The sequence below is a fragment of the Flavobacterium sp. 102 genome (genome assembly GCF_003634615.1).
In the GTDB taxonomy this organism is placed as follows: domain Bacteria; phylum Bacteroidota; class Bacteroidia; order Flavobacteriales; family Flavobacteriaceae; genus Flavobacterium.
The window spans coordinates 927,933-953,995 of sequence record NZ_RBKX01000001.1 but is presented as its reverse complement, the minus strand read 5'-3'; the positions used below and the strand labels follow the sequence as shown (position 1 = coordinate 953,995).

Genomic DNA, 26,063 nt, shown 5'->3' with positions numbered 1-26,063 from the left:
TATGAAAAATTTAAAAATTTCTGGTTTGTCCAAAACATTGCTTTTGATAACAGGACTATTATTTACGGGCGCATTATTTGTTCCAATGTGGCAAATCCAACTCGAAGCACCACAATATCCTGAAGGACTCGTTCTCAAATTACACGCCAATAAAATAGGCGGTGATGTAGATATCATCAACGGATTGAATCACTACATCGGCATGGCAACTTTGCACACCGAAAACTTTTTTGAGTTTAAGATTTTGCCTTACATCTTTAGTGCTTTTGCCCTTATTTCAATCTTGTTGATTTTTATAGCCAAAAGAAAAGCGGTGCTGGCTTTCCTAATTTCATACATAGTTTTTATTGCCTTAGCCGCAGTAGATTTCTACCGATGGAATTACGAGTACGGCCACAACCTCGACCCAAATGCCGCTATCAGAGTACCGGGAATGGCTTATCAACCACCACTTATTGGTTATAAACAACTGCTAAACTTCGGTGCCTACTCCATCCCCGACACAGGTGGTTGGATGCTGACCGCAGCAGGCGTTTTATTATTATTGGTAGTACTAAAAGAATATAAGTTTAATAAAAACAAAAAATCATGAAAAATATAGCCTTTGCATGTATCACATTATTAACCTTGATTTCATGCAGTTCCAATGAACCAAAGCCTATCAAAATCAATACAGATACTTGCGATTTCTGCAAGATGACGATTTCAAATGGTAAATTCGGAGCTGAATTAATCACCAAAAAAGGTAGGTATTACAAGTTTGATGACTTGACTTGCATGGTGCAATTCGCCAAATCTAATACCGTTGTTCCTTACCAGTCTTTCTTTGTCAATGATTATTTGAAAGACAACACACTCATTCCTGCCGAAACCGCTCATTTCATCATAGGCGGAAAAATTAATTCGCCCATGAGAGGTAACATAGCTGCCTTCCGTTCAGCGCAAGAACAAAACGAATTTGGCAAAAAACTCGAAGCCCAAACCACCACTTGGTCTGAAGTGTACAACGCTAATAAATGAAAAATTTAGTTTATATATTATTCTTTTTTTGCCTAATCAGTAATGCCAAAACCATTACCGTAGGGAAAACCTATCCTGTCAAAACTATCAAACAAGCTTTGGCATTGGCTAACGATGGCGACACCATCATCGTTACCCAAGGAGTTTATAAAGAAGGTAATATTATCATCACCAAAAAAATTGCTTTTTTAGGAAAAAACTATCCGACACTCGATGGACAAAACAAAGCAGAAGTCCTTTCGATTACCGCCGATAGTGTCATTGTAAAAGGATTCAAAATCATTAATTCAGGCCACGCCGCTTTAGACGACCCATGTGGGATTAAAGTCTACGACCGAAGTTTTGTTAGAATAGAAAATAATATACTTGACAACAATTTTTTTGGTATTTACCTGCAAAACTGCAAAAATAGTGTCATCAAAAACAATACAGTTAAAGCTTATGGTAAACAAGAACAACTCATTGGAAACGGCATTCATTGCTGGAAAAGTGAGCACTTGCAAATCATAGGCAACAGAATCTCTGGTCATCGCGACGGCATTTATTTTGAGTTTGTAACCCAATCCGTCATTTGGAGAAATATTGCCAACTATAACATTCGCTACGGTTTGCATTTTATGTTTTCCAATGATGATTCTTACATCACCAATGTTTTCAAAGGAAACGGTGCCGGAGTTGCCGTAATGTTTACCAAAAACGTAAAGATGTTCAATAATTATTTTGAGGAAAATTGGGGTGATTCTGCTTACGGTTTATTACTCAAAGAGATTGCCGACAGTTACATTTTCAACAATCGTTTTGCACGAAACACTTCAGGAATATACATGGAAGGTACTTCCCGAGTTAAAGTCGAAAAAAACCTCTTTGAAGCCAATGGTTGGGGCATGAAAATCCAAGCCAGTTGCATGGAAAATGAAATAGTAAACAACAATTATATTGGCAACACTTTTGACATCAGCACCAACGGAAGTTTAGTGCTCAACACCTTCAACGGCAATTATTGGGACAAATATGAAGGCTATGATTTAAACAAAGACGGAATTGGTGATGTGCCCTATCATCCGCTAAGTTTGTTTGCCGTTCTCACCGAAAACAATCCATCGGCCATGATTTTATTCCGAAGTTTTATGATTACGCTTTTAGACAAATCTGAAAAAGTTTTACCGAGCATAACCCCTGATAATTTTATAGACAATAAGCCATTAATGAAGTCACTTCCATTATGATTGACATACAAAACATCGATAAAAAATTCGGCAAGTTAGCCGTACTCCAAGACATCAACCTATCGTTTCAAAAAGGTCAATGCATTGCACTAATCGGCCCAAACGGTTGCGGAAAAACAACTTTAATCAAGGCCATTTTAGGCATGGTTTTACCCGATAACGGTTCGATAATAGTCAACGGAAAATCCATCCTCGGGGAATATTTGTACCGAGAAAATATCGGCTACATGCCGCAAATAGGACGCTATCCCGACAATATGACCATCGGTCAAATTATCGATATGATTAAAAAAGTGCGAAACACTTCTACCACATTAGACGAAGATTTAATTCACGCTTTTGAATTGGACAAAATGTTCGACAAACAAATGCGTACTCTTTCAGGCGGAACTACACAAAAGGTCAGCGCAGTTTTGGCTTTTCTCTTTAATCCAGAGGTGTTAATTCTGGATGAACCAACAGCCGGTTTAGATCCATTGGCTTCCGAAATTCTAAAAGAAAAAATCATCCGAGAAAAAGAAAAAGGAAAACTAATTCTCATCACGTCGCATTTGCTCAGCGAGTTAGACGATTTGATTACCGAAATCATTTTTATGCAAGAAGGCAAAGTACATTTCCACCAAAAAATAGAAGACTTAAAAGCTTCTACTAAAGAGGATAAAATCTCCAGAGCGATTGCTAAAATCTTAAAAAACAACCAACATGAACCGAATCATTAAAATCGTCTTACTCGACATACTGAAGAACAAAATCGTGTTGGCTTATACTTTGATTTTGGCCGCACTTTCTTGGAGTTCTTTCGCCTTAGAAGACAATGCTGCCAAAGGGTTATTGACCATACTCAACGTGATTTTATTCACCGTGCCGTTGGTTTCCATTTTGTTTTCCACCATTTACCTGTACAACTGTTCAGAATTCATCGAATTATTACTGAGCCAACCCATCAAACGCCGCAAAATTTGGACGAGTTTGTTTCTTGGTTTATCACTTTCCATGGTTTTAGCATTTGGTATTGGTGCCGGAATTCCGTTACTGGTTAATGCACCCGACAGTGTTGGACTGATGATGATTGCTATCGGCTGTTTGATTTCGGTCATTTTTGTGGCTTTGGCATTTTTAAGTTCGATACTCACACGCGACAAAGCGAAAGGCATCGGCATTGCCATTATGACTTGGCTGTTTTTTGCCTTGCTTTTTGACGGTATTGTTTTGTTTTTGTTGTTCCAATTGGCCGATTACCCTATTGAAAATGCAATGGTAGCTATAACCGCTTTGAGTCCGATAGACTTGGCCCGAATTCAGATTTTGATGCACTTGGATGTATCGGCTATGATGGGTTACACCGGCGCGATTTTCAAAGACTTCTTCGGCACAAATGTTGGTTTGGCAGTTTCATTCTCACTGCTCTGTCTGTGGGCGATTGTTCCGTTTTTTATTTCGCTTAAAAAATTCAATAAAAAAGATTTGTAACATGAAAACCGATATCAAAAATAGAAAAGACATAGAAAAATTGGTCAACACCTTTTACGAAAAAGTAAAAACAGACGATACAATTGGCTATTTATTCAACGATGTCGCCCATGTCAATTGGGAAACCCATTTGCCCAAAATGTATAACTTTTGGGAAAATATTCTTTTCTTTACCGGAAATTATGAAGGCAATCCGATGGCGAAACACAAAGAGTTACACCAAAAAAGTGCAATGAACCCTAATCATTTCGGACATTGGAACAAATTATTTACCGAAACCGTTGACAAGCTTTTTGAAGGATCAAAAGCCGAAGAAATCAAAAACCGCGCACTAAATATTTCAGCCGCCATGATGTTTAAAACGTTGAGCTAATGCTACACCAGATTATCTTAATTTTTCACTTATTGGCTGCAACCGTTTGGGTTGGTGGACATCTATTTTTGACTATTCGGTATTTACCCGAAGCTTTGAAAAAGAAAGACGCTTCAATTTTAATTAATTTTAAAAATAAATTCGAACCCGTTGGTTTACCTTCTTTAGTGATTTTACTATTTAGCGGAATTGCAATGGCGTATCATTATGACGTTACGTTTACCCAATGGTTTTCATTTTCCAATGGCATTGAGAAAATTGTATCGCTTAAATTATTGTTGCTTTTTATTTCAGTCGGAATGGCGATTAATGCCCAACTGTTTGTCTTTCCAAAAGTCAAATCCGAACATTTGTTACCTGTGGCCGTTCAGATTGTAACGATTACCTTTATTGGTGTTGCCATGTTAGTTTTGGGCAGCTGGGTTAGAATTGGAGGTTTATAGTTTTGCCTTCTTTAAAAAAACTTCCTCTGTTTTGGGTTCGTTTCAGCGAATAAGCCACAATCGGAATACTCACTTCTATACAATTTTTCAGTTCCAAAAAATCTTTAGTGACAGAATGCTCTTGTTCTATTTTTCGACATTCATTTTTCCAAGCAAGCAACTGCTTTAAAGTATTTTTTAAATCGGTGTCATTTCGAACAATCCCGGCATTTTGTTGCATGACATTTTGCAACTTTTCTTTAATTATTTTGGTAAAATCGGACGCTAACAAATTTCCTTTTCGATAAAAAAAATCCTGGAAATCAACTTTAGTTTCTTTTAGATTAACCTCCATTTCGCTTAAATAGTTGAAAATTTGATGTGCATAAACTAACGCTTCTAAAAGTGAATTGGAAGCCAATCGATTGGCACCATGCAAACCGGTTCGGGAACATTCACCACAAGCCAATAAATTTTCGATTGAGGTTTGCCCATGACGATTTACTACAACACCGCCACACAAATAATGTTGGGTCGGAATCACCGGAATCCAATCTTTTGCTACATCAAAGCCTTCTAATAAACAGTTCTGATAAATAGTTGGGAAATGTTTTTGGAATTCAATTCTGTCTAAATGCGTACAATCCAAGTAAACACAATTGTCCGCTGATTTTTTTAATTCGGTTTCAATGCTTCTCGAGACAATATCGCGTGAAGCTAATTCGCCTCGAACGTCATAATCAAACATAAAACGATGACCATTTTTGGTTTTCAAATGTGCTCCAAAACCGCGAACCGCTTCCGATATCAAGAAAGTTGAAACCGAATTAGGCGCATACAAAGCCGTCGGATGAAATTGAATGAACTCCATATCTTTGATAATCGCTTTAGCCCGAATCGCCATCGCAATACCATCGCCGGTGGCAACTTTCGGATTGGTCGTTTGCTGGTAAACCTGACCTATACCGCCGGTAGCCAAAACGGTAAAACGAGAACGAATCGTGATAATTTCATTGCTTTTTTCGTCCAAAACATAAGCACCGTGACAAACATCAGCACGCATCATTAAATCAATCGCAAAATGAAAATCAAGAATTTCGATATTTTTTCCCTGATGGGCTTTTACCAAAATAGCTCTTTCTATCTCCAGTCCGGTTTGGTCTTTAAAATGGACCACACGATTATTGGAATGACCGCCTTCTTTGCCTAAATCAAATGTTCCTTCGGCAGTTTTATCGAATTGTGTTCCCCATTGGATTAATTCTGCTAAACGTTTTGGCCCTTCTTTTACTACCATTTCAACTATGTTTCGATCACATAAACCGTCTCCGCAAAGTAACGTATCGTTGATGTGTTTTTCAAAATCATCGGTTACGTTGTCAATCACTACGGCTATGCCACCTTGTGCATATTTAGTATTCGATTCGTCTTCATTGGATTTGGTGACAACCAACACTTTTCGATCCGGAAATTGTTCCGCCAGTTTGATGGCTACCGTCAATCCGGCTATACCCGAACCTAATATCAGATAATCAGTTGTTATCTTCATTATTTGGACAATTCAAGCATTCGTTTAATAGGAATAATGGCTTTGTCTGCAATTTTTTTGGGCACTTTAATTTCCGGAGATTCTGTGAGCAAACAATCGTAAACTTTGCGAAGCGTATTGAGTTTCATGTAGGCACATTCACTGCAAGCACATGTATTGTCCTCTATTGACGGCGCAGCAATTAGTATTTTATTCGGTACTTCATCCTGCATTTTGTATAAAATTCCGGCTTCGGTGGCGACTATGAATTTGTTTTTCGGACTTTGCTTCGCATACGCAATCATGCCTGAGGTAGAACCGATATAACTCGCCGTTTCCAAAATATGTGCTTCCGATTCCGGATGTGCAATGATGGCAGCGTCCGGATGTTCTTTGTGTAATGCAATTAATTTGTCTAAAGAAAAGGCCTCGTGAACAACACAACTTCCATCCCAAAGCAACATTTTTCTGCCTGTTTTTTTATTGATATAGTTCCCTAAGTTTTTATCCGGCGCAAAGATTATAGGAATGTTTTCGGGAACTGAATTCACAATTTTTTCCGCATTGGAAGAAGTACAAACCAAATGACTTAAGGCTTTAATTTCGACCGAACAATTTACATATGTAATTACAATATGATTGGGATGTGCTTCGATAAATTTTTTAAAAATCTCCGGTGGACAAGATTCCGCCAAAGAACAACCTGCTTCTAAATCGGGTAATAAAACCTTTTTCTTTGGATTAAGTAGCTTGGCGGTTTCAGCCATAAAATGAACTCCGGCAAATACGATAATATTAGCATTTACCTTTTCGGCTTCTTGCGATAATCCTAAGCTGTCTCCAACATAATCGGCGATTTCCTGTATCTCGGGTTGTTGGTAATAATGAGCCAAAATCACGGCGTTCTTCTCCTTTTTTAGTTGGAGAATCTTCTCTTTTAAATTTTCCATGCCTTTTACTTAAGTAACCACAAAATAAGGACTGAAAAAGTAAATTTTCTATGACTTTAATCATATGTCAGTACCCAATTATGGTCTTACTTTTGAGAAACCTTAATTTTTAAAATTAAACTTAAAACATAACGAATATGAATACTTTAGAACAAATAACCATAGGAGAATTTGTTGCAGACGATTTCAGAACGGCTGCCGTTTTTTCCAAATATGGTATCGATTTTTGCTGTAAAGGCAACCGAACTTTAGAGGAAGTCTGCGAAAAAAAAGGGTTAGATCCAGCCGATATCCAAGAGGAACTAAATGCCGTTTTAGAATCAAAATCAGATAACAATATCGACTTCAAATCATGGCCAACCGACCTACTTATCGACTACATCGAAAAAACGCACCACCGTTATGTGGAAGAAAAATCAACTGCTCTTCTTTTCTATCTTGATAAACTTTGTAAAGTACACGGAGAAAGACATCCGGAGTTGTTTGAAATTGCGCTTCACTTTAAAATTTGCGCAGGAGAATTAGCCCAACACATGAAAAAAGAAGAGTTGATTTTGTTCCCATTCGTCAAAAAAATGTATTACGCACTAAGAGACAACACTTCGATTGAACAACCTCATTTCGGAACCGTAGACAATCCAATTGCTATGATGCAGGAAGAACACGAAAATGAAGGCGAACGCTTCCTAAAAATAGCGCAATTGACCAATGATTACAATCCGCCGGCAGATGCTTGTGAAACATACAAAGTCACTTTTGCGATGCTGAAAGAATTCGAACAAGATTTGCACAAACACATCCATCTCGAAAACAACATCGTGTTTCCAAAAGCCAAAGCCATGGAAGCCAAATTCAATATTTCATAATCAATGCTAACCTAAAAACCACGCTCATCATGGAAAAATATGTCATCAAAAGAAATGGCGAATACAAACCTTTTGAACCTTTTAAAATAAGGGATGCCATAGTCAAGAGTTTTAATAGTGTCTCGCTTCCGTTTGATGAGCGTGTTTTTGAAAAAGTTATATTGGCGATAAATGCCAAAGAAACTTGGGCTGTTGAGGAAATTCAGGACATTATTGAGCAAACGCTTTTTGAAAACCGGTATTTCACCACAATGCGTTCTTTTATGTTGTTCCGGCATACGCGAAAGTTACAACGGGAACATATCCAAGGATTAAATGACGACACCACTTATGTTGACAGTACACAAACCATAGAAGAATACATTTCACAAACTGACTGGCGTATCAATGCCAATGCCAATACTTCTTACTCCAATGCGGGTTTGGTAAACAACGTAGCCGGAAAAATCATTGCCAATTATTGGTTGGATAAAGTGTATTCCAAAGAAGAAGGTTATGCGCACCGCAACGGAGATTTGCACATCCACGATTTAGATTGCCTAACCGGATATTGCGCCGGTTGGAGTTTGCGGGTTTTACTCAATGACGGTTTCAACGGCGTTCGAGGTCGTGTGGAAAGCAAAGCACCATCGCATTTTAGAGAAGCTTTGGGACAAATGGCTAACTTTCTGGGGATTTTGCAAAGCGAATGGGCCGGCGCACAAGCGTTCAGTTCGTTTGACACATATTTGGCGCCATATGTTTTCAAAGACAATTTGTCTTTTGACGATGTTTTAAAAGCCGTTCGCAGTTTTGTCTATAACCTGAATGTGCCCGCGCGTTGGGGACAATCACCTTTTACCAATATTACTTTGGATTGGGTAGTTCCGGCGGATTTAAAAGAACAAATTCCGACCAAAAATGACCATCATTTATTTGAAACGATTACCAACGAAAGTATTTTGTCGCGCGCCAAAGAACGTGGCGTGGATTCACTCATTGAATTGCGCTACGAACATTTCCAACCCGAAATGAATCTCATCAATAAAGCCTATTATACCGTAATGACGGAAGGCGATGCCAATGGTCAACCATTTACGTTTCCAATTCCAACAGTAAACATCACCGAAGATTTTGATTGGAACGGCGAAAATACCGAACTGTTGTTTGAAAACACAGCTAAGATTGGTTCGTCCTATTTCCAGAATTTTATTGGAAGCCAATATCTTTTGGATGAAAACGGCAATAAAGTCGAAAACCCGAATGCTTACAAACCTAATGCCGTTCGCAGCATGTGTTGTCGTTTGCAACTCGATTTAAGAGAATTATTAAAGCGAGGCAACGGTTTGTTCGGTAGTGCCGAAATGACCGGAAGCATCGGAGTTGTGACCATCAACATGGCACGTTTAGGTTATTTATACGAAGGCAATAAAGAAGAACTGTACAATCAATTAGACCGATTGATGGCATTGGCGCAATCGACTTTGGAAAAGAAACGACAATTCATCCAAGAGATGTATGACCGCGGTTTGTATCCTTACACCAAAAGATATTTGCCGCATTTCCGGAATCACTTTTCTACCATTGGTGTCAATGGAATGAATGAAATGGTACGCAATTTCACTGAAGACAAACAAGACATCTCAACAACGTTCGGACATGAATTCTCTATGGAAATTTTAAACCATATTCGCAACCGCATGAAAGAATTTCAGGAAACCACTGGTAATCTGTACAACCTGGAAGCCACTCCGGCGGAAGGCACTACTTATCGCTTCGCCAAAGAAGACAAAAAACGCTATCCAAATATCTTGCAAGCCGGCATGGAAGAAAATATTTATTATACCAACAGTTCCCAAATTCCGGTAGATTTTACCCAAGATCCGTTTGAAGCACTCTTAATGCAAGACGATTTGCAATGTCAATACACCGGCGGAACGGTACTGCATTTGTATATGAACGAAAGAATCAGCACTTCGGAAGCTTGCAAAAACTTTATCAAAACGGTCTTGTCTAAATTCAAATTGCCTTATATCACAGTCACACCGGTATTCAGTGTTTGTCCGGTTCACGGTTACCTCAACGGTGAACACGAATTCTGCCCAAAATGCGACGATGTTTTAATAGAAAACCAAAAAAATATTACATATGAAAACAAAAACTAATGAGATTTTAAAAGAAAACCAACATTTGAGAACCAAATGCCTCGTTTACACCAGAGTGATGGGATATCATCGCCCGGTAGAAAGTTTTAATATCGGTAAGAAAGGAGAGCACAAACAACGAATCCATTTTAAAGAATGTCCAAATGGTTAAACCAGTGAGTAATATAACTCCTTTTACCCTTTTGGATTATCCGGACAAAAGCGCTTGCATCCTTTGGTATGCCGGTTGCAATATGCGGTGTTTGTATTGCTATAATCCTGAGATTGTTTTCGGGAAAGGAAAATTCTCCTTTTCCGAAATGATCTCTTTTTTAGAAACGCGAAAAGGCCTGCTCGATGCAGTAGTTTTCAGTGGTGGCGAATGTTTAATTCACAAAGATATAATAGAACAAATCAGTCTTGTGAAAGCGATGGGTTTTTTGGTAAAAGTGGATACCAATGGTTCCAAACCTGAAGTCCTTAAACATCTGATAGAACAACAATTGATAGATTATGTAGCACTCGATTTTAAGTCTACCAAAGAGTCGTTTTCGTTTATCACACAATCCGATTTATTTGACCAATTTGAAAAATCCATGCAATTGCTTTTAAATGCTGATATTGCTTTTGAAGTCCGTACCACTTATCACTCCGAATTGCTGGCCAAAGATGAACTCAACGATATGATTGACTATCTGAAATACAATGAATATACCGGAACTTATTACATTCAGCATTTTAGAAACCAAGTAGAAACCATTGGAAAATTACCCAATTCTTACTGTCGTTTGGAAAACACTTTGCCTATAAATCCTGCGGTAAAAATTACACTTCGATAAGTTATACATTCTCCAAAACCGGAATAGCAATCTGATTCACTTCCGCTTTATAAAACTGCAATTGTTTTCGGATAGTATTCTTTTCCTTGGTAAAGGAATTAGTTGTTTCAAACAAATCCAAATAATAATCAATTCCCGTCAACACATTACTTTTAAAGGCATTCCATTTTTTGAGTTGGGCTGTGGTGAATTCCTCGGTATAGTTTTCCAATTCGTTTTTCAAATAATCCACATACATTTTCAGCTCTTTAACAAACATATTTGGGCGATTGATATCCGACAATACATTGGCATTGCCATAAATATGCTTTACCATTTGAGCCAAAGAAACCACTTTGTCAAAATAAGCTAAATTTGGTCCCGGACAAATCACAATACCTTGTTGTTGGCCTTTAACTTCAATATCATTTTCTATATATGAAGCATTAGCCAAGCCCACGCACAGACACGATTTTTCAAATATTTTGGCTTGCTTTTTCTGTATGTCTGATTCAGACAGATTGTCTTTCTGAACTTCTAATTCGGCTAATTTAATATCCTGGTATTTTTTAGAAGCCGTACACATGCCTTGCGGATCGTATTCTTTACTCAATGCTAACAATTTTTTCGGACAAGAACTTCCGGCTTTATTGTCGTCAATTCTTTTTTGTTTCCAAAGGTCATTACTCATCCCTTTCACCGAATTAAAGGGAACACCCAGTGGTGAAATATCACTCAAATAAAAATCAGCTTCTTGAGCTTTCGCCAAAAGTGATCTGGTTTCATTATCGACTGAAGTGGCTTCGGGAACCAATAGGAATGGTGAACCCCAACCTACGGAATCTAATTTGTAATTTTCGATTAAAAAATCATGTTCTTCTCCTGTCCCAACACCGCCTTGAGCTGTGATTTTTAAACTGAGTGGCTGAGTCGGAACAGCTAGATTTTTAGCTTCTAAAGCCTTCACCATCAATTCATGAGCTGACTGCACCAACTGTTCTTTTTTGGCTTTAAATTCTTCTAAGATTGGCCCCATCAAAAAACCGTCTGTTGCAAATGCATGTCCGCCACAATTCAATCCCGATTCGATGCGGTATTCCGAAACCCAAAGCCCTTTTTTGGCCAAAAAATTCCCTTGAATCATCGCCGAACGAAAGTCGCTCACTTTCAGAATAATTTTCTTTTGCAGTCGTCCTTTCGCATCAGGATAAAACACAGGAAATTTTTCAAAATAGCTGTACAGCCTTGGATTCATCCCTGCAGAAAGCACTACAGAAGAACTCAAACTACTCTCAGCAAAACCACGCAAAGAAGCATGAGCATCATTGAATTCAACCGGTAATTGTTCGTTTTTATTAAAATTATCTTTGTCCACTTTAGTCATGATATTCACATCGATTTCTCCGGGGAAAAAATGTTCAGCCAAGTAACTTTTAACGGATTCTTTGATTAACAATCCTTCCTCGATGAATCTTTGAAGTCCGTTTTTCAATTCGGATTTATTGGGCAACATAGCGATGTAATTTTCCAAAGCCGTTTTGTTCTCGGCCAGTTCATTTTTGAAAATTTCAAATTTGTCTTTGACTATAGTATCAACCAAATTCAGATAATGCTTAATTCGCTCCGCACGGTAATCATGGCATTTTTGCGTAATCTCATGGTAAGGCAGACTGAATTTTTTACTGTAAAAAGCCCGCATTTTTTCTATCAGTTCGTCATCGGTGATGGATATTACGGAGGAAATACCAAATTGTGCTACACGAATCGGACTGTCAATGGTATAAGCCAATCCCATTACGGGTATGTGAAAAGTATGGATATTGTTTGTAGTAGTCATGAGGTAACGTTTTTTAATAAGGGGCGAATTTTGTGAAATCATTCCATATAAAGTATGATATATGTCATACCAAGGAAGAAGAGAGATGTTTTTTGATGTTTATCAGCAGTTCAAAGACAATTAGATACAATCCTACCAAAATACCTAGGCCGAAAAACACAAATAGGACATAAAACCAGTGCATAGAATCCTGAAATTGGGCAAAAGAAATCGCTTGATTAAAGTGTGTCCTATGGGCCTTTTTTATGCCCATCAACAACAAACTGATCCAGAAAAGAAAAAACGAAATGTTGAAAATCTTGAGCCCAATTTGGATTCTCTTTACGGGAACCAAACAGTTATTCAACTCCAAAATATAAGTGACTGAAGATAACAATATCAAAGTATTAATGCCAATGGTAGTTCCCATCGAATGTGCCACCGTAATATGCGTGCCATGTGTAAATAAATTGATAGCCGGAATAGAAATCAACAGCGCCAAAATAATATTCAAAAACACCCAAAAATCAGCTAAGCGCATGAATTGATAAGCCAAAGCAAACTCGTTTTTTTTCTTCTGAGACAAATTCTTTTTCCAGTCATAAATAATCGAAAAGAGTATAATCCATTCAGTCATGCTAATGCCGTAAGCGAGATACCTTATCCATGACGCTGTCGGGATAATATAAACGTGATGCGCCCAGCCAAACATCAAATTAGTCAATCCTAAAAAGAAAAAGAAAAACGCTTTCCCTGACTTTGCATAACGCTCCTCTTTGCTGATTTTGGTCATAACATAAATCGCCGTGCCGTAAACCAACATGTTCCAAGAACCTACATAAGAACCGCCGGCCTTCCATTGCATGGCTACATTTTGTACAAAATGCGCTTTGAAATAGGGCAGTAACCACAAATGCGCTTCGGTGAAATGGTAAATCATCAACACAATACCTGTGGCCCACATCCAGTAATACACCGGCCAATTTTTGAAAGTCGGAACTAACGTTTTGAAATAAGTAAGACCAAATAGAATCCAACCTAAGACAATTGGAAAATAGAAATAGCTTGGGAATTCGAGGTATTCTTTTCCGGCAAAATTTTTAAATAAATAAGATATTGCAATTCCCAATCCGCTAAGAATAAATACCCACAAATGAGTTTTAATCAGATTTTGATTGGGTAATTTGGCTTCGTTATTTTGACCCAAATAATAGTAAACACCGCCTGTCGCCGTTAGTAAAACCCATGAAACGACAAATAAAGTATGTAATGGTCGAAGTGTCTGAAACGGTAGTGTTTCTTTGATAAATTCGGGAATAACATATTGGAAACCGCCAAGCAATCCGCAAAACAACCCCAATAGTAAAGAAATCAATCCGGAAGCAATAAAGTAAAAAGGATAATGGGTATTATTCATGCGTTTCATTTTGGTTTTGAATTTTGACCCAACCATCAGCCTCAATCTTGGCTTTGGTATTCGGATACTGTCCGGTTTGGTCTATTTCTTTGAGATACTGTAACAATTCTTCTTTTTCAGTTTCATTGAAATCAAACCTCGGCATGGTTTTAATACCACTGTTGAACATTGATTTCAAAAACTTCTCATCCCGCTTTCTAAAGGAATATACATTGGTCAAATCGGGTCCGAGATAACCGCCCAAACCATAAATTTGATGACAGGAATTACAATTGTTTTGTAGCCAAAGTTTCTCGCCCTGAAGCGCCTTTTCTGACAATCGTACATTTCCATAAGCCGACGTATCGGTATAAATAATATAATTGTAACTTGAAAATAAAGCCAACAATAGCAGCAATAAGAATAGGTATTTTCTCGGTGGAATCATAGCCGAAAGACATTGAATTTGTATTGCAAATAGAGGAAAATAAAATACCTTTGTTTATGATTTTAATCACAAAAAAGGCGTGAATGACAACTTCCACGCCTTTTCCCTTTCAAAAAAGAAAAACAAGATTTGAATTAATAATTATCCTATTTTGGAAGTAAGACGTCTCCGATTACGTGAATAATCCCGTTGGAAGTTTCAATCGAAGCTACAATTTCAGAGCCGTTTACAAAAGTTTTTTCGCCTTGCTTGGTGATTTTTACTTTGCCTCCATAAACCATGTCAAACTCTTGTCCTTCTTGCATGTATTCTACCTTCAAGGTTCCCACATAAGTGTGATAGCCTAAAATGTTTTGCAAATCGGCTTTTTTTTCCGGTTTTAATAAATCATCAACGGTTCCGGCCGGTAATTTATCAAAAGCGGCATTGGTTGGCGCAAAAACGGTAAAAGGTCCGGCATTGCTTAAAGAAGTTACTAACTCAGCCGCTTTTACAGCCGCTACTAATGTAGTGTGGTCTTTACTTCCGGAAGCCACCTGAACAATATTTGGATTGGAGGTTTCGTCTTGTACACCTTCCTGACCTACATTTTGGGTCTCTATGGCTTCGGTGGTTTCAACTGGAGTTTCGCTGTTTTGTTTGCAACCAACAGTAGCAAAAAAACAAGCTAAAAGCAAAATTTTAATGGAATTTTTCATAATATTAAATACTTGGTTTATACACACAAAGTACCTAACTATGAAACAGTTATTTTATGATTCAACTCATAAAACTGTAGGGATTTTAACTTTTTTAATCGAATAAAAAGCAGTGATACCAATGCCTGAAACAAGTATCAATGCTATACCAAAAAGCATCTCATTTACGTACGGAATTACGGTATAACTAAACGATGCAATCCCTTGAATGGCCAACAATAATTCGTTTAAAAAAACGCCGATAGAGAAAAGTGTAATCCCAAATTTGATGGATTTATGGATAAAAAAGAAATGATTGGCATAAATGTAAAACAACAAAAACAAACTGATAACCGCTAATAAAACTAAATGCAAATAGGCAATAACAATAGGTCGAAAACCAAAAGCCATTTGACTAAGTGCCGGAACAGTTGAACCCAATTGCAACAACAACTTCATACTAAAAGCCATGGCTACAAATAGGATGATGTATCGCAGAAAGAAAGGATAGTTTTCAAGAACAGTTTTTTTAGTTTTGACCAAAATAACTAAAAATGGAAACCACGCAAAAACTTGAAGAAAAGCGGAAATTACGGTTAAAATATAAATCCACAGTGGCAAATCTAACCAAAGTGTGGATAAGAAATAAGCCGGAAGACAAGCGATGAAAAACAGCCAAAACACCTTTTTAATAAAAGGCGAATCAGTGGTTTTTAAATCGAGAAAACATACCAGCAATCCCATACAGGCAAAGAAAAACCAACCGTTGTATTGAAAATGCAGGTAGTAATAAATTGAGGCTAAGTATTCATTTTGATGAATATTTTTACTAACCATCATATACGCTAAAGCAAAAGTGCCCAAGGAAGAAATAACATTAAAAAAAATCGCGCCTTTAAACCAATTAACAGAAAGCGATGTTTGGTCAACCTTTTTTAAATCTTTCCAATATTGATATGCAAAAATATACGCCACAACTATAGAAGCACTAGAAAACACGATTGACATGGCTCCATAACCTTGAATAATAAAAAAGACCAACATGCCATAAGCGCAAATCAAATTGGCTATAAAAATCTTATTATAAATCATCAACCTTATCCCTTTTCCCTCTTCCCTTATCCCCTTTTTGTCAGTCTGAGTGCTGTCGAAGAGCCTTCCTCCTCTTTTCTCCAAAAACCCAACCATCAGCACCATCAATGTATGGCTAATCCAACCGGCAAAGGCAAAATGAGAATGGGAATGTTGAAGATTTTTTTGGTTAAAGAATGGAAATTCGAAACCAATTTTATATCGCATCAAAAGCCCAAGAAACGCAACTATCAACAAGTTAATGAGAGAGAATTTTAACCAAAACTTACTATTGAAGTTCATTAGTAAAATATTTTGTGGTTGATAATGTCAACTTTTTTGGCTTTGGCCATTTTTGATAAAGCCCTGATTACGGTTTCAACTCTCAAGCCTGTAAAATTGGCTATCTCTTGTCGAGTAAAAGGCACTTGCTCTTTTTCACATCCGAGTTTTCCTTTTTTATTTGCATTTAAAAAGGCCATTATTCTGAATTCGGGTTTTTGATTGATAATGTCCTTAGAGGTAATTGTCTTTGAGTGAATGCGACGACACATCAAGTTTAAAAATTGTTTTTGTATGGATGGATATTCATCCAAGATTTTTAAAAACTTGTCCTTGGACAATTTAATTATTTTACTGTCTTGAAAAGCTACAGCGGTCGAAGGATAAATTTCATTGATAAACACAGGTGGCTCTCCAAAACTTTGACCTTCCGAAAAATAGCCTTGTGTAAACTCTTTGCCTTCGTCATTGGAATTGTACATCCTAATACTTCCTTCGATAATTTGAAAATAAAAGTTGGCCATCTCATCTTCACAAAAAATCATTTCGCCCTTTTTATATTCCTTAGCTATAGCGCCCCAAGTGAAGAGTAAATCTAAGTCTATTTGCATTTTGATTTTGAGTATTTTATGGAGCTAACTGCCTTTATGAACAGTAATCTCTACTATATGTTACAAAATTAGTTTTTATAAAAATACTAAAAATATGACCATAATCATATAAAAAGCCGCCTTTTCCTGCTTAAATTTGTCTCGTGAAAAACTTAGTAATCATAATAGCACTTGTCATGTTCCTGAAACCGATACTTCCGGTAGCAGATTACATCATTAACTATGATTACATCTCAAAAGTACTTTGTGAAAACAAAGCCAAACCTGAACTGAAGTGTAACGGAAAGTGTCAGTTGATGAAAGAATTGGCCAAAGCTTCAGAGCAAGAAAAACCCCTTTCACCCACAAAAAAAATACAACTTCACGAAACAGAAGTGTTGTTTTTTGAGGAAATCCAACCGCTTATTGCAAGACAATCTTATTGTCAGCCTAAAAACACTATTGGCGACTACTATTCCAATCTTTACTTTCACTTGAATGGGTTTGCCGTTTTTCATCCGCCAACTTTCTCGGCTTAAATTTTAAATTTTTATCAATCTTACTGAGATTGACTGGACGATTCTTGTCCAAAAACTATTGGAAGTTGTTCCAATGAAATTCTTATTATCTAAAATTTACAAAAATGAAAACCTTATTAAAATATACGCTTGCCTTCTTTTTATTGGCCATTACAATGACATTTACCGCTTGTTCTTCTGATGATGACAACACGCCAACCGATGAATTAGCCGAACTCACAAAGTTCAAAGAATTCTCTAACGAAACACACACTATTGAACTGTATTCTCATTTAGGGAGTTTGGAGCAAGGCTTCAACGAAATTTCCCTTAGAATCAAAGACAACACTAGCGGTAATTATGTTACAAATGCCGAAGTAAACTGGATGCCAATAATGCACATGGCTATGATGAGCCATTCTTGCCCGAAATCGACGGTGGAAAAAGTTACTACTAACGGCACTTTATATAACGGTTACATTGTTTTTCAAATGGCTCAAAACGCAACCGAATACTGGGATTTAAAAGTAGACTACACCATCAATGGAACGGATTTCACCGCTACTTCTGTGATTGATGTTCCGGCTTCAGTTAAAAGAAGAGTGAATACTTTTACCGGTACTGATGGTGCAAAATACATCGTGGCTTATGCCGAACCACACCACCCTAAAGTCGCTGTTAATGATGTCGTTTTTGGCGTATGGAAAATGCAAGATATGATGAACTTCCCGGTTGTAAATGGTTATACCGTAAAAATAGACCCAAGAATGCCAAGCATGGGCAACCACAGTTCACCGAATAATGTTGACGCTACTCAAAAAGCAGACGGCGGCTTATACGAAGGCAAACTTTCCTTAACCATGACCGGTTATTGGAAAATCAACTTGCAATTGTTGAATGCCGAAGCCACGGTTTTAAAAGGCGAAGCCATTACCGAAAGCGTTTTGGAAAGCAGCATTTTCTTCGAAATCGAATTCTAAATCCACTCAAAAAGGTCTTGCTGACAAACTAGTGAGACCTTTTTAAATCTAACTGTGATGAAAAAAATTATCCTATTGCTATTACTCAATGGCTTCATCTCCTATGCTCAAGAAGCAAAAGACTCTTTGTTGCCCAAAGATTTAAAAGAAGTAATTGTCATTGGCAAAAAAACCCAAATCCACGAAAAATTAACCAAATCTCTTGCTACTATCGATGAGTTTTTAGACAAAGGAAGTAAAGTCGATTTGGTCAAACGCGGCGCTTATGCTTGGGAACCCATTATCAATAGCATGGCTACTGAAAGAACCCTAATTACCATTGACGGGATGCGAATTTTTGGCGCTTGTACGGATAAAATGGATCCAATCACTTCTTATGTAGAAGTGTCGAATCTTTCTCAAGCGACTGTAAATTCAGGACAACAAGGCAGCTGTTTCGGTTCAACCATTGGAGGCGCTATTGATTTGAAACGCACCCAAAGCAAATTCGGAACACCAAATTGGAATTTCGCACTAAACACCGGTTTTGAATCTAACAATCGTCAAAAAATAATCGGTTCGTCTGTCAATTTTGCCGACAGTACTTACTATTTTGATACTGATATTATGTTTCGAGAAGCCGAGAATTATAATGCCGGAAACAATAGAGAAATATTGTATTCCCAATTCAGGAAACTCAATTTCTCCGGTACTACGGGTTTTAAATTCCGTCAAAACCAATTGATTGAAGCTTCAGTGATTTATGATAAAGCTACTGATGTTGGTTATCCGGCTTTGCCTATGGATGTTTCTTTGGCAGAAGCCTTAATCACTTCGCTGAAATATGTAATATTGCCGAAATCACCTTTGTTAAAAGACTGGGAAACCAAAATTTATTTCAACACCATAACACACCGAATGGACGATACCACTCGACCATCAGTTCCCATTCACATGGACATGCCGGGTTGGAGCGAAACTTTTGGGATGTATTCCAAAATCAGCGGTTTGAAAAACAACCATCACTTTTTAGCCAATCTGAATTCGTTTTACAACAAGTCAGTAGCAGAAATGACCATGTATCCTGCTGACCCTAATGAAAACAGCATGTTCATGTATACTTGGCCCGATGTGCGCACTTTTTTCACCGGTTTGTTTGTTGAGGACAATTGGGTATTTAATTGCCATTCCGGTTTAAAAATTTCGGTTTCTATTGGCAGTCATACCAATGAGGTTGCGAGTGATTTCGGATTGCAAAGTCTGCAAATTTTTTATCCCGAAATGGAAGCCCAAAAATCGCGTTTCTTAAAAAGCATGGCGGTCAATTACAACTACAATAAAAACAATTGGGAATATGGCTTTGGGGGTGGATATGGCGAAAGAGCACCATCGGTTTCCGAAGGCTACGGATTCTATCTTTTCAACAGCTCCGACCGCTTTGACTATATTGGCAACCCGAACTTGAAAAACGAAAAATCATTCGAAAGCAATATTTTCTTTGGTTACAAAAAAGAAAAAATCAGTACCAAAATCACTTCTTCCTATTTTCATATCACTAATTACATCATAGGAACTCCTGATGATATTTTAGTCCCGATGACCATTGGTGCCAATGGCGTAAAATTGTATACGGCTTTGGATTATGCAACCATTTTCAATGTCGATTTTAACGCGGAATGGACTTTTAGCAAAAAGTGGAAATGGAACGTAAACTTATTGTACAGCCGAGGAAAAGACAGCAATAACAATGATTTGCCACTCATCAATCCTTTGAGTTACAAAACGGCTTTGAGTTACACTCAATTGAAATTCAATGCCACTTTGGAATGTGTTGGTAATGTTACCCAAAACCAATTTGGCGCTGTTTATGGAGAAACTAAAACACCTGATTTTGCCTTGCTGAATGCTAATTTCGGGTACAAATTTTCGTTTGCAGGAAGTAAATTATATACAAAAATAGGTGCCGAAAATATATTGGATAACTATTATACGACTTACTCCGACTGGAATAAAATCCCGCGTATGGGAAGAAATATTTTCGTTAATTTAACTTTTAGCCTATAAGATAAAACTGTTATCGATTAAGAATTTGCTGTACCGTTCCTAATAAAACATTAGCACCAATCGCCAAATCTTCGTACGAAGCATATTCGAGTGGATTGTGACTGATGCCATCTTTGCAACGCACAAATATCATTCCGTAATCGCAGACATAAGACAACGCCAACGCATCGTGAAACGGGCCGCTCATCAATTCGATTTCGTCTAATTGTAGTTTTTGACATTCGGCGTGGATGATTTCTTTAATCCAATCAGCACAATATCTTGGATCGCTTTTGGTGTCTTCAGAGATTTCGTAAGTGAGTTTATGTTTAGCACAAATGAATTCTATTCTATCGCGAAGTTGCTTTTCATAACGGTTTCTTCTTTCCAAATCGATGTCGCGCAAATCAACCGTAAAAGTTACTTCCTCGGGAATAATATTTCTGGATGCCGGAAAAATATTCAGCGTTCCAACGGTTCCAACGGTTGGATTTCCGGGAACTTGATTGGCTATTTCATTAACGGCTACAATGATTTCGGCGGCACCAACCAACGCATCTTTCCGAATCGGCATCGGAACAGAACCGGTATGCCCAGCCATTCCTTTGAGCTTGACGGTCCACCAAAGCGGTCCAGAAATTCCGGAAACGACTCCGATAGGTTTATTGGCCAAATCTAAAATCGGTCCTTGCTCAATATGCAATTCTAAAAAGCAAAAAATGCTTCCGGGTTGGTATTCTGAATCTTTGAATTTGGTGATGTCGCAACCAAAAGCTACCAACGCTTGACCGCGAGTAATCCCTGCTGCATCAGCGCGTTCTAATTCACCTTCTTCGAGTTTTCCTAAAATGCCGCGCGATCCGAATAAGCCTTTGTTAAAGCGCCACCCTTCTTCATCAGCAAAAGAAATGACTTCGATACTTCTTTCCGGAACGATGCCGTTTTCATGTAAAGTTTTCACTACTTCAATCGCACAAAGCACTCCGGCAACGCCATCAAAACGACCACCGTAAGGTTGGGAATCGAGATGCGAACCCATCATCAAAACAGGTAAGTCAGGATTTTTGCCTTCGAGTCTTCCGATTAGGTTTCCGAAATTATCGATGCGAACGGTCATACCGGCTTCCTTCATCCAAGAACCGGCGATTTCAAATCCTTGTTTTTCCAACTCAGTATGCGCAGGACGACAAGTGCCGGTTTCGCCAATTTTGCCGATTAAGCTCATGGCTTCGAAGTATTGCTCTAGTCGAGCGGAATTTATTTTCATTTTATGTTGAATTTATTCCGCGGCGCTCCATACAATTCGGCTGCGCCTCGGGTTTGAATGCTAAATGTTGAATGATTTTACAGTTTTTCATTCAACATTTAAAATAATTTCTAGTGGTCATTTAACGGCAAACCTCTTTCTTGCCAATCTTTCCAATTCACATATTCGGGAGCCACTCGGTGGACTTCCATCGTGATACATTCATCAACCGGACAAACTAATTTGCACAAATTACAGCCTACACATTCCTCTTCTTTAATCGTGTAATTGTTATATGGAATACCTCTTTCGATGTTAATGGATTGGTGTGACGTGTCTTCGCAAGCGATGTAACACAAACCACAATGAATGCATTTGTCTTGGTCTATTTTGGCAATGTGGTGGTAGTTGATGTCCAAGTCTTCCCAATGGGTGATTTTTTCTACAGATTTGCCAATGAAATCGGTGGTTTTCTGATAGCCTTTTTCATCCATCCAGTTGTTTAGACCTTCGCACATGTCTTCTACTATTCGGAAACCATGCGTCATGGCTGCGGTACAAACTTGTACTGAAGTCGCGCCTAACAACATGAATTCAACCGCATCTTTCCAAGTACTAACACCACCAATTCCGGAAATCGGCACTTTGTTGGTTACTTCATCTTGCGCAACAGTCGTAAGCATTTTTAAAGCAATCGGCTTCACCGCCGGACCGCAATAACCACCAAAAACACTTTTTCCGGCTACGTAGGGATTGGGCACTAAAGTATCCAAGTCAATTCCGGTGACACTTTGTATGGTATTGATTAAACTCAGTGCGCTGGTTCCGCCTTCAACCGCTGCTCTTCCGGTTGGAACAACGGAATGCACATTGGGCGTAAGCTTAGTAATTACAGGAATCGTGGCTTTTTCCATTACCCATTCGACTACCATTTTGGCAATTTCCGGGTCTTGGCCAACGGCGGCGCCCATGCCTCTTTCGGTCATACCATGAGGACAACCAAAATTTAATTCAAAGCCCATCGCTCCGGCATCTTCACACTTCATGATTAAATCGTGCCATGATTTTCGGTCGTTATCTGCCATCAGCGAAACAATCATCGCTCGGTCGGGGAACATTTTTACGACTTGGGTGATTTCTTTGAGGTTGATTTCTAAAGGTCGGTCGCTGATCAATTCTATATTATTGAAACCCATGATGCGTTTTCTTCCATATTCCACAGAAGAGTAACGCGAAGACACATTTTTGACTTGGGAACCTAAAGTTTTCCAAACCACGCCGCCCCAACCTGCTTCAAAAGCACGGACAACATTGATTAATTTATCGGTTGGTGGCGCACTGGCTAACCAAAACGGATTTGGAGATTTTATGCCTAAAAAATCGGTTGATATATCTGCCATAATTTTATTATGTTAAATTTTGAATGTTGAATTTTGAATGTTTCTTATTGTAAAGACGTTTGACTTGTTTTTACAATCTTGGTTATGATGTTGATGATGTGCTCAATCTGTATTAAAATGTTGAATAATCTAAGGGAACCAGCTTACTTTTATCTAAAAGCCGTAACCAATATTTTGTTTCTCTGGCCTCTTTTGAAGCAATCGACATTTTCGCAATAAAATCTTTCTTAGTTTGAGCGGCATTGGCTTCTTCCACATTCGCTCCGATGCTAGTGGTGCTTCGAAGTAATTGTTTAGAAATCACACACTCTTTTTGATCTAATAAAGTTTTATACAAACCAATAATGGCAATAGAAAAATCAAAAGTTAAGGTTACTATTTTGTTCTCTGTTTTCATTCCATTCAACATTTAACATTTAGCATTCATCATAAATTTAGTTATTAAAAGTTGGTTTTAATTCGGATTCGATGATATAATCCGGACTGATGATGTATTTTAAAATAGCGGCGGCTCCGTCTTTTCCGGCTTGTACCGCATCGACCACTTCTCTTCCGCCGTTGACGCAATCGCCACCGGCAAATACACCGGCTATCTTAGCGGATGATTTTCCATCAACGACAATTTTGCCGTTGTTGTTTTCGATATTATTGTCATTCACCAAAGATTGGAAAGGCATTTGCCCGGCAGCTTTGATGACCATATCTACATCTAGCGTAAAAGTTTCTCCCGAAACTACCGGACTTCTTCTGCCGCTGGCATCGGGTTCGCCGAGTTTCATTACATCGCAAACCAGTTGAGAGACTTTACCGTTTTCGCCTCTGATTTCTTTGGGAGATGCCAACCAGATTACTTTACAACCGTCGAGTTTGGCAATGTCCAATTCTTTTTCAGTACAAGGCATTTCGGATTGTGTTCTTCGGTACACCAAAGTCACATCGGAAGCACCTAATCTCTTGGCTTGCGTAGCGGCATCGATAGCAGTCATTCCCATTCCGATTACGGCTACTTTATCGCCTACGGCAATTTTGGAATAATCATTATCGCGTAATTCGTAAATGAATTTAATCGCATCTTCAACACCTTGTAAATGTTCGCCTTCAATGTCTAATTGACGCGCCAATCCAACTCCGAACGCCATATAAACCGCATCGTAGTTTTGTTGTAATTGTTCCAAAGTGACGTCTTTGCCAAATTCTTGATTGTATTTGATGTCGATGCCACCAATGGAAGTGATGTAATTCACCTCCTCTTCGCAAAATTCAGGCGTTACTTTATAAGCGGCAATACCGTAAGTCATCAAACCACCGCCTTTGCTTTCTTTTTCATAAATGGTCACATCGATTCCTTCACGGCTCAAAGTATGCGCACAACTCAAACCCGCAGGACCGGCACCAACAATAGCGACTTTTTTGCCTTTTGATGGCTTTCTATCGAAGAGTTGCCAATTGTTTTCCATCGCTTTTTCAGTCGAATAGCGTTGGAGTTTGGCTATATTAATAGGCGTTTCGTGCATTAAATTATAGACACAAGCGCCTTCGCATAATTTTTCTACCGGACACACTTTACTGCATCCCGCGCCCATAATATTGGAAGAAAAAATGGTATGTGCTGAGCCTTTAATATTATCCGTCGTGATTTGTCTGATGAATTTGGGTACGTTGATAGACGTCGGACACGACTTCATACATGGCGGATCGTAACAAAACAAACAACGGTTGGCTTCCACCACAGCGGCATCTCTGGTTTCAAATGGCGGATGAATATCAGTGAAGTTCTCCTGGTATTCGGCCGGGGTTAATCGGTTATTTTTTATGCTCATATTTTTTCTATGTTAAATTTTGAATTTTGAATGTTAAATGCCTTTCATTCAAAATTTAGCATTTAACATTCAACATAATTATTTTCTAAGGTGCTGTAATTTCACCATAAGTTTCGGGTCTCCGGTCTCGGTAGAATTGCCATTTGGCTCTGATTTGTTCTATTAAATCCAAATCGAATTCGGCTACCAACAACTCATCTTTATCTTCAGAAGCGCAGGCGAAAATTTCACCCAACGGATTCACGAAATAAGATGTACCATAAAAGCGTCCCAAGTTCCAAGGTTTTTCAATGCCTACTCGGTTGATACAACCCATGAAATAACCATTGGCCACGGCATGTGCCGGTTGTTCGAGTTTCCATAAATTTTGGGATTGTCCAACGGTTGTGGCGGATGGATTGTAAACAATTTCGGCACCGTTCAATCCCAAACATCTGGCACCATCAGGAAAATGTCTGTCATAGCAAATGTAAACGCCGATTTTAGCGTATTTGGTTTGAAAAACAGGATAACCTAAATTTCCCGGTTTGAAGAAAAACTTCTCCCAAAAACCACCCGTTTGCGGAATGTGATTTTTGCGGTATTTACCCAAATACGTTCCATCAGCATCAATAACCGCAGCAGTGTTGTATAAAACGCCGGCTTGGTCTTTTTCATACACCGGAACAACAATCACCATGTCATATTTCTCGGCGTAAACCTGCATTCTTTCTGTCGTTGGACCGGGCACACTTTCTGCCGAAGCATACCAAGCGCTGTCTTGTCCGGGACAGAAATAAGGCGTATTAAAAATCTCCTGAAAACACAAAATCTGAACGCCTTGTCTTCCGGCTTCTTCGATATAGGGAATGTGCTTTTGCAGCATCGCTTCCATAATTTCGGAAATCGTGCCTTCGCCTTCGGTTTTGGCCAAACTCAATTGGATTAAGCCTGATTTTACTATCCTCATCTTTTATTATTTTGAATGTTGAATGTTGCATGTTGAATGCCTTTTCATTTAG

The 26,063-nt window shown here is 38.3% G+C and carries 27 protein-coding genes; 14 read left to right on the top strand and 13 right to left on the bottom strand.

Annotated features, from left to right (window positions below):
* Position 1 precedes the first annotated feature (1 nt).
* The 7 genes from C8C84_RS04310 to C8C84_RS04280 are packed head-to-tail and all read left to right on the top strand — an operon-like array spanning position 2 to position 4,532.
* A complete protein-coding gene (locus C8C84_RS04310; protein ID WP_121312363.1) occupies positions 2-592 on the top strand; it encodes a hypothetical protein in 591 nt (196 codons plus the stop codon).
* Positions 589-1,020 (top strand): nitrous oxide reductase accessory protein NosL, encoded by a 432-nt coding sequence (locus C8C84_RS04305; RefSeq protein ID WP_121312362.1) that lies wholly within the window; start codon positions 589-591, stop codon positions 1,018-1,020. The genes C8C84_RS04310 and C8C84_RS04305 overlap by 4 nt, the downstream gene beginning before the upstream one ends.
* A complete protein-coding gene (locus C8C84_RS04300) occupies positions 1,017-2,246 on the top strand; it encodes a nitrous oxide reductase family maturation protein NosD (protein WP_121312361.1) in 1,230 nt (409 codons plus the stop codon). Before C8C84_RS04305 ends, C8C84_RS04300 begins: the two co-directional genes overlap by 4 nt.
* Positions 2,243-2,965: an ABC transporter ATP-binding protein gene (locus C8C84_RS04295; RefSeq protein WP_121312360.1), complete on the top strand. Its 723-nt coding sequence runs from the start codon at positions 2,243-2,245 to the stop codon at positions 2,963-2,965. Before C8C84_RS04300 ends, C8C84_RS04295 begins: the two co-directional genes overlap by 4 nt.
* A complete protein-coding gene (locus C8C84_RS04290; RefSeq protein WP_121312359.1) occupies positions 2,949-3,716 on the top strand; it encodes an ABC transporter permease subunit in 768 nt (255 codons plus the stop codon). Before C8C84_RS04295 ends, C8C84_RS04290 begins: the two co-directional genes overlap by 17 nt.
* A gap of 1 nt (position 3,717) precedes the next feature.
* Positions 3,718-4,089: a group III truncated hemoglobin gene (locus C8C84_RS04285; RefSeq protein ID WP_121312358.1), complete on the top strand. Its 372-nt coding sequence runs from the start codon at positions 3,718-3,720 to the stop codon at positions 4,087-4,089.
* Positions 4,089-4,532, top strand: coding sequence for a copper resistance protein CopD (locus tag C8C84_RS04280; RefSeq protein WP_121312357.1), 444 nt, complete (start codon positions 4,089-4,091; stop codon positions 4,530-4,532). The genes C8C84_RS04285 and C8C84_RS04280 overlap by 1 nt, the downstream gene beginning before the upstream one ends.
* On the opposite strand, the gene nadB is transcribed toward C8C84_RS04280, so the two are convergent.
* Both nadB and nadA read right to left on the bottom strand, forming a co-directional pair.
* A complete protein-coding gene (nadB, locus tag C8C84_RS04275; RefSeq protein ID WP_121312356.1) occupies positions 4,513-6,060 on the bottom strand; it encodes an L-aspartate oxidase in 1,548 nt (515 codons plus the stop codon). The two genes, C8C84_RS04280 and nadB, sit on opposite strands and share 20 nt — an antisense overlap.
* Entirely contained in the window at positions 6,060-6,989 is a 930-nt protein-coding gene (gene nadA, locus C8C84_RS04270) for a quinolinate synthase NadA (RefSeq protein ID WP_121312355.1), read from the bottom strand. The genes nadB and nadA overlap by 1 nt, the downstream gene beginning before the upstream one ends.
* A 137-nt stretch (positions 6,990-7,126) precedes the next feature.
* On the opposite strand from nadA, the gene ric reads away from it, so the two are divergent.
* From ric to C8C84_RS04250, 4 genes are read left to right on the top strand one after another with little or no spacing between them, the layout of a single operon-like run.
* Positions 7,127-7,855 (top strand): iron-sulfur cluster repair di-iron protein, encoded by a 729-nt coding sequence (ric, locus tag C8C84_RS04265; RefSeq protein WP_121312354.1) that lies wholly within the window; start codon positions 7,127-7,129, stop codon positions 7,853-7,855.
* A gap of 29 nt (positions 7,856-7,884) precedes the next feature.
* A complete protein-coding gene (locus C8C84_RS04260) occupies positions 7,885-9,999 on the top strand; it encodes a ribonucleoside triphosphate reductase (protein WP_121312353.1) in 2,115 nt (704 codons plus the stop codon).
* A complete protein-coding gene (gene nrdD, locus C8C84_RS17225) occupies positions 9,983-10,150 on the top strand; it encodes an anaerobic ribonucleoside-triphosphate reductase (protein WP_121312352.1) in 168 nt (55 codons plus the stop codon). The genes C8C84_RS04260 and nrdD overlap by 17 nt, the downstream gene beginning before the upstream one ends.
* 4 nt (positions 10,151-10,154) lie before the next feature.
* The gene (locus C8C84_RS04250) at positions 10,155-10,817 is read left to right on the top strand and encodes an anaerobic ribonucleoside-triphosphate reductase activating protein (RefSeq protein WP_233549724.1); all 663 of its coding nucleotides are present in this window, start codon (positions 10,155-10,157) and stop codon (positions 10,815-10,817) included.
* Position 10,818: 1 nt separating this feature from the next.
* On the opposite strand, the gene C8C84_RS04245 is transcribed toward C8C84_RS04250, so the two are convergent.
* The 6 genes from C8C84_RS04245 to C8C84_RS04220 all read right to left on the bottom strand — a co-directional run bounded on the left by C8C84_RS04245 (position 10,819) and on the right by C8C84_RS04220 (position 17,097).
* Positions 10,819-12,633, bottom strand: a complete 1,815-nt coding sequence (locus C8C84_RS04245) for a hypothetical protein (protein WP_121314965.1) — start codon at positions 12,631-12,633, stop codon at positions 10,819-10,821.
* Between the two features lie 64 nt (positions 12,634-12,697).
* Positions 12,698-14,029 (bottom strand): cbb3-type cytochrome c oxidase subunit I, encoded by a 1,332-nt coding sequence (locus C8C84_RS04240; RefSeq protein WP_158592546.1) that lies wholly within the window; start codon positions 14,027-14,029, stop codon positions 12,698-12,700.
* On the bottom strand, positions 14,022-14,456 hold the full coding sequence (locus tag C8C84_RS04235) for a cytochrome c (protein ID WP_121312349.1): 435 nt from the start codon (positions 14,454-14,456) through the stop codon (positions 14,022-14,024). The genes C8C84_RS04240 and C8C84_RS04235 overlap by 8 nt, the downstream gene beginning before the upstream one ends.
* A 146-nt stretch (positions 14,457-14,602) precedes the next feature.
* Positions 14,603-15,154: a fasciclin domain-containing protein gene (locus C8C84_RS04230; RefSeq protein ID WP_121312348.1), complete on the bottom strand. Its 552-nt coding sequence runs from the start codon at positions 15,152-15,154 to the stop codon at positions 14,603-14,605.
* A gap of 66 nt (positions 15,155-15,220) precedes the next feature.
* Positions 15,221-16,507 (bottom strand): hypothetical protein, encoded by a 1,287-nt coding sequence (locus C8C84_RS04225; RefSeq protein ID WP_147406811.1) that lies wholly within the window; start codon positions 16,505-16,507, stop codon positions 15,221-15,223.
* On the bottom strand, positions 16,507-17,097 hold the full coding sequence (locus tag C8C84_RS04220) for a Crp/Fnr family transcriptional regulator (protein WP_121312346.1): 591 nt from the start codon (positions 17,095-17,097) through the stop codon (positions 16,507-16,509). The genes C8C84_RS04225 and C8C84_RS04220 overlap by 1 nt, the downstream gene beginning before the upstream one ends.
* 143 nt (positions 17,098-17,240) lie before the next feature.
* On the opposite strand from C8C84_RS04220, the gene C8C84_RS04215 reads away from it, so the two are divergent.
* The 3 genes from C8C84_RS04215 (at position 17,241) to C8C84_RS04205 (ending at position 20,617) form a co-directional block, all read left to right on the top strand.
* Positions 17,241-17,615, top strand: coding sequence for a hypothetical protein (locus tag C8C84_RS04215; protein ID WP_233549723.1), 375 nt, complete (start codon positions 17,241-17,243; stop codon positions 17,613-17,615).
* Positions 17,616-17,719: 104 nt separating this feature from the next.
* Positions 17,720-18,574 (top strand): FixH family protein, encoded by an 855-nt coding sequence (locus C8C84_RS04210; protein WP_121312344.1) that lies wholly within the window; start codon positions 17,720-17,722, stop codon positions 18,572-18,574.
* A gap of 57 nt (positions 18,575-18,631) precedes the next feature.
* Positions 18,632-20,617 (top strand): TonB-dependent siderophore receptor, encoded by a 1,986-nt coding sequence (locus C8C84_RS04205; RefSeq protein WP_121312343.1) that lies wholly within the window; start codon positions 18,632-18,634, stop codon positions 20,615-20,617.
* A gap of 10 nt (positions 20,618-20,627) precedes the next feature.
* On the opposite strand, the gene C8C84_RS04200 is transcribed toward C8C84_RS04205, so the two are convergent.
* From C8C84_RS04200 to C8C84_RS04180, 5 genes are all read right to left on the bottom strand, one after another.
* Positions 20,628-21,863: a M20 family metallo-hydrolase gene (locus C8C84_RS04200; RefSeq protein WP_121312342.1), complete on the bottom strand. Its 1,236-nt coding sequence runs from the start codon at positions 21,861-21,863 to the stop codon at positions 20,628-20,630.
* A gap of 110 nt (positions 21,864-21,973) precedes the next feature.
* Positions 21,974-23,242 (bottom strand): NAD-dependent dihydropyrimidine dehydrogenase subunit PreA, encoded by a 1,269-nt coding sequence (preA, locus tag C8C84_RS04195; RefSeq protein WP_121312341.1) that lies wholly within the window; start codon positions 23,240-23,242, stop codon positions 21,974-21,976.
* A 112-nt stretch (positions 23,243-23,354) separates the two neighbouring features.
* Positions 23,355-23,639 carry a four helix bundle protein gene (locus C8C84_RS04190; protein WP_233549721.1) on the bottom strand — a complete coding sequence of 95 codons (285 nt, stop codon included), beginning with the start codon at positions 23,637-23,639 and terminating at the stop codon, positions 23,355-23,357.
* Positions 23,640-23,676: 37 nt separating this feature from the next.
* Positions 23,677-25,062 (bottom strand): NAD(P)-dependent oxidoreductase, encoded by a 1,386-nt coding sequence (locus C8C84_RS04185; protein WP_121312340.1) that lies wholly within the window; start codon positions 25,060-25,062, stop codon positions 23,677-23,679.
* Between the two features lie 85 nt (positions 25,063-25,147).
* Positions 25,148-26,011 carry a nitrilase-related carbon-nitrogen hydrolase gene (locus C8C84_RS04180; protein ID WP_233549719.1) on the bottom strand — a complete coding sequence of 288 codons (864 nt, stop codon included), beginning with the start codon at positions 26,009-26,011 and terminating at the stop codon, positions 25,148-25,150.
* Positions 26,012-26,063: the final 52 nt, after the last annotated feature.

Excerpts from the sequence above, each read along its gene's own strand:
- C8C84_RS04310 (WP_121312363.1), top strand. The coding sequence starts at position 2 with ATGAAAAATTTAAAAATTTCTGGTTTGTCCAAAACATTGCTTTTGATA.
- C8C84_RS04305 (WP_121312362.1), top strand. The coding sequence starts at position 589 with ATGAAAAATATAGCCTTTGCATGTATCACATTATTAACCTTGATTTCA.
- C8C84_RS04300 (WP_121312361.1), top strand. The coding sequence starts at position 1,017 with ATGAAAAATTTAGTTTATATATTATTCTTTTTTTGCCTAATCAGTAAT.
- C8C84_RS04295 (WP_121312360.1), top strand. The coding sequence starts at position 2,243 with ATGATTGACATACAAAACATCGATAAAAAATTCGGCAAGTTAGCCGTA.
- C8C84_RS04290 (WP_121312359.1), top strand. The coding sequence starts at position 2,949 with ATGAACCGAATCATTAAAATCGTCTTACTCGACATACTGAAGAACAAA.
- C8C84_RS04285 (WP_121312358.1), top strand. The coding sequence starts at position 3,718 with ATGAAAACCGATATCAAAAATAGAAAAGACATAGAAAAATTGGTCAAC.
- C8C84_RS04280 (WP_121312357.1), top strand. The coding sequence starts at position 4,089 with ATGCTACACCAGATTATCTTAATTTTTCACTTATTGGCTGCAACCGTT.
- nadB (WP_121312356.1), bottom strand. The coding sequence starts at position 6,060 with ATGAAGATAACAACTGATTATCTGATATTAGGTTCGGGTATAGCCGGA.
- nadA (WP_121312355.1), bottom strand. The coding sequence starts at position 6,989 with ATGGAAAATTTAAAAGAGAAGATTCTCCAACTAAAAAAGGAGAAGAAC.
- ric (WP_121312354.1), top strand. The coding sequence starts at position 7,127 with ATGAATACTTTAGAACAAATAACCATAGGAGAATTTGTTGCAGACGAT.
- C8C84_RS04260 (WP_121312353.1), top strand. The coding sequence starts at position 7,885 with ATGGAAAAATATGTCATCAAAAGAAATGGCGAATACAAACCTTTTGAA.
- nrdD (WP_121312352.1), top strand. The coding sequence starts at position 9,983 with ATGAAAACAAAAACTAATGAGATTTTAAAAGAAAACCAACATTTGAGA.
- C8C84_RS04245 (WP_121314965.1), bottom strand. The coding sequence starts at position 12,633 with ATGACTACTACAAACAATATCCATACTTTTCACATACCCGTAATGGGA.
- C8C84_RS04240 (WP_158592546.1), bottom strand. The coding sequence starts at position 14,029 with ATGAATAATACCCATTATCCTTTTTACTTTATTGCTTCCGGATTGATT.
- C8C84_RS04235 (WP_121312349.1), bottom strand. The coding sequence starts at position 14,456 with ATGATTCCACCGAGAAAATACCTATTCTTATTGCTGCTATTGTTGGCT.
- C8C84_RS04230 (WP_121312348.1), bottom strand. The coding sequence starts at position 15,154 with ATGAAAAATTCCATTAAAATTTTGCTTTTAGCTTGTTTTTTTGCTACT.
- C8C84_RS04225 (WP_147406811.1), bottom strand. The coding sequence starts at position 16,507 with ATGAACTTCAATAGTAAGTTTTGGTTAAAATTCTCTCTCATTAACTTG.
- C8C84_RS04220 (WP_121312346.1), bottom strand. The coding sequence starts at position 17,097 with ATGCAAATAGACTTAGATTTACTCTTCACTTGGGGCGCTATAGCTAAG.
- C8C84_RS04210 (WP_121312344.1), top strand. The coding sequence starts at position 17,720 with ATGAAAACCTTATTAAAATATACGCTTGCCTTCTTTTTATTGGCCATT.
- C8C84_RS04205 (WP_121312343.1), top strand. The coding sequence starts at position 18,632 with ATGAAAAAAATTATCCTATTGCTATTACTCAATGGCTTCATCTCCTAT.
- C8C84_RS04200 (WP_121312342.1), bottom strand. The coding sequence starts at position 21,863 with ATGAAAATAAATTCCGCTCGACTAGAGCAATACTTCGAAGCCATGAGC.
- preA (WP_121312341.1), bottom strand. The coding sequence starts at position 23,242 with ATGGCAGATATATCAACCGATTTTTTAGGCATAAAATCTCCAAATCCG.
- C8C84_RS04190 (WP_233549721.1), bottom strand. The coding sequence starts at position 23,639 with ATGAAAACAGAGAACAAAATAGTAACCTTAACTTTTGATTTTTCTATT.
- C8C84_RS04185 (WP_121312340.1), bottom strand. The coding sequence starts at position 25,062 with ATGAGCATAAAAAATAACCGATTAACCCCGGCCGAATACCAGGAGAAC.
- C8C84_RS04180 (WP_233549719.1), bottom strand. The coding sequence starts at position 26,011 with ATGAGGATAGTAAAATCAGGCTTAATCCAATTGAGTTTGGCCAAAACC.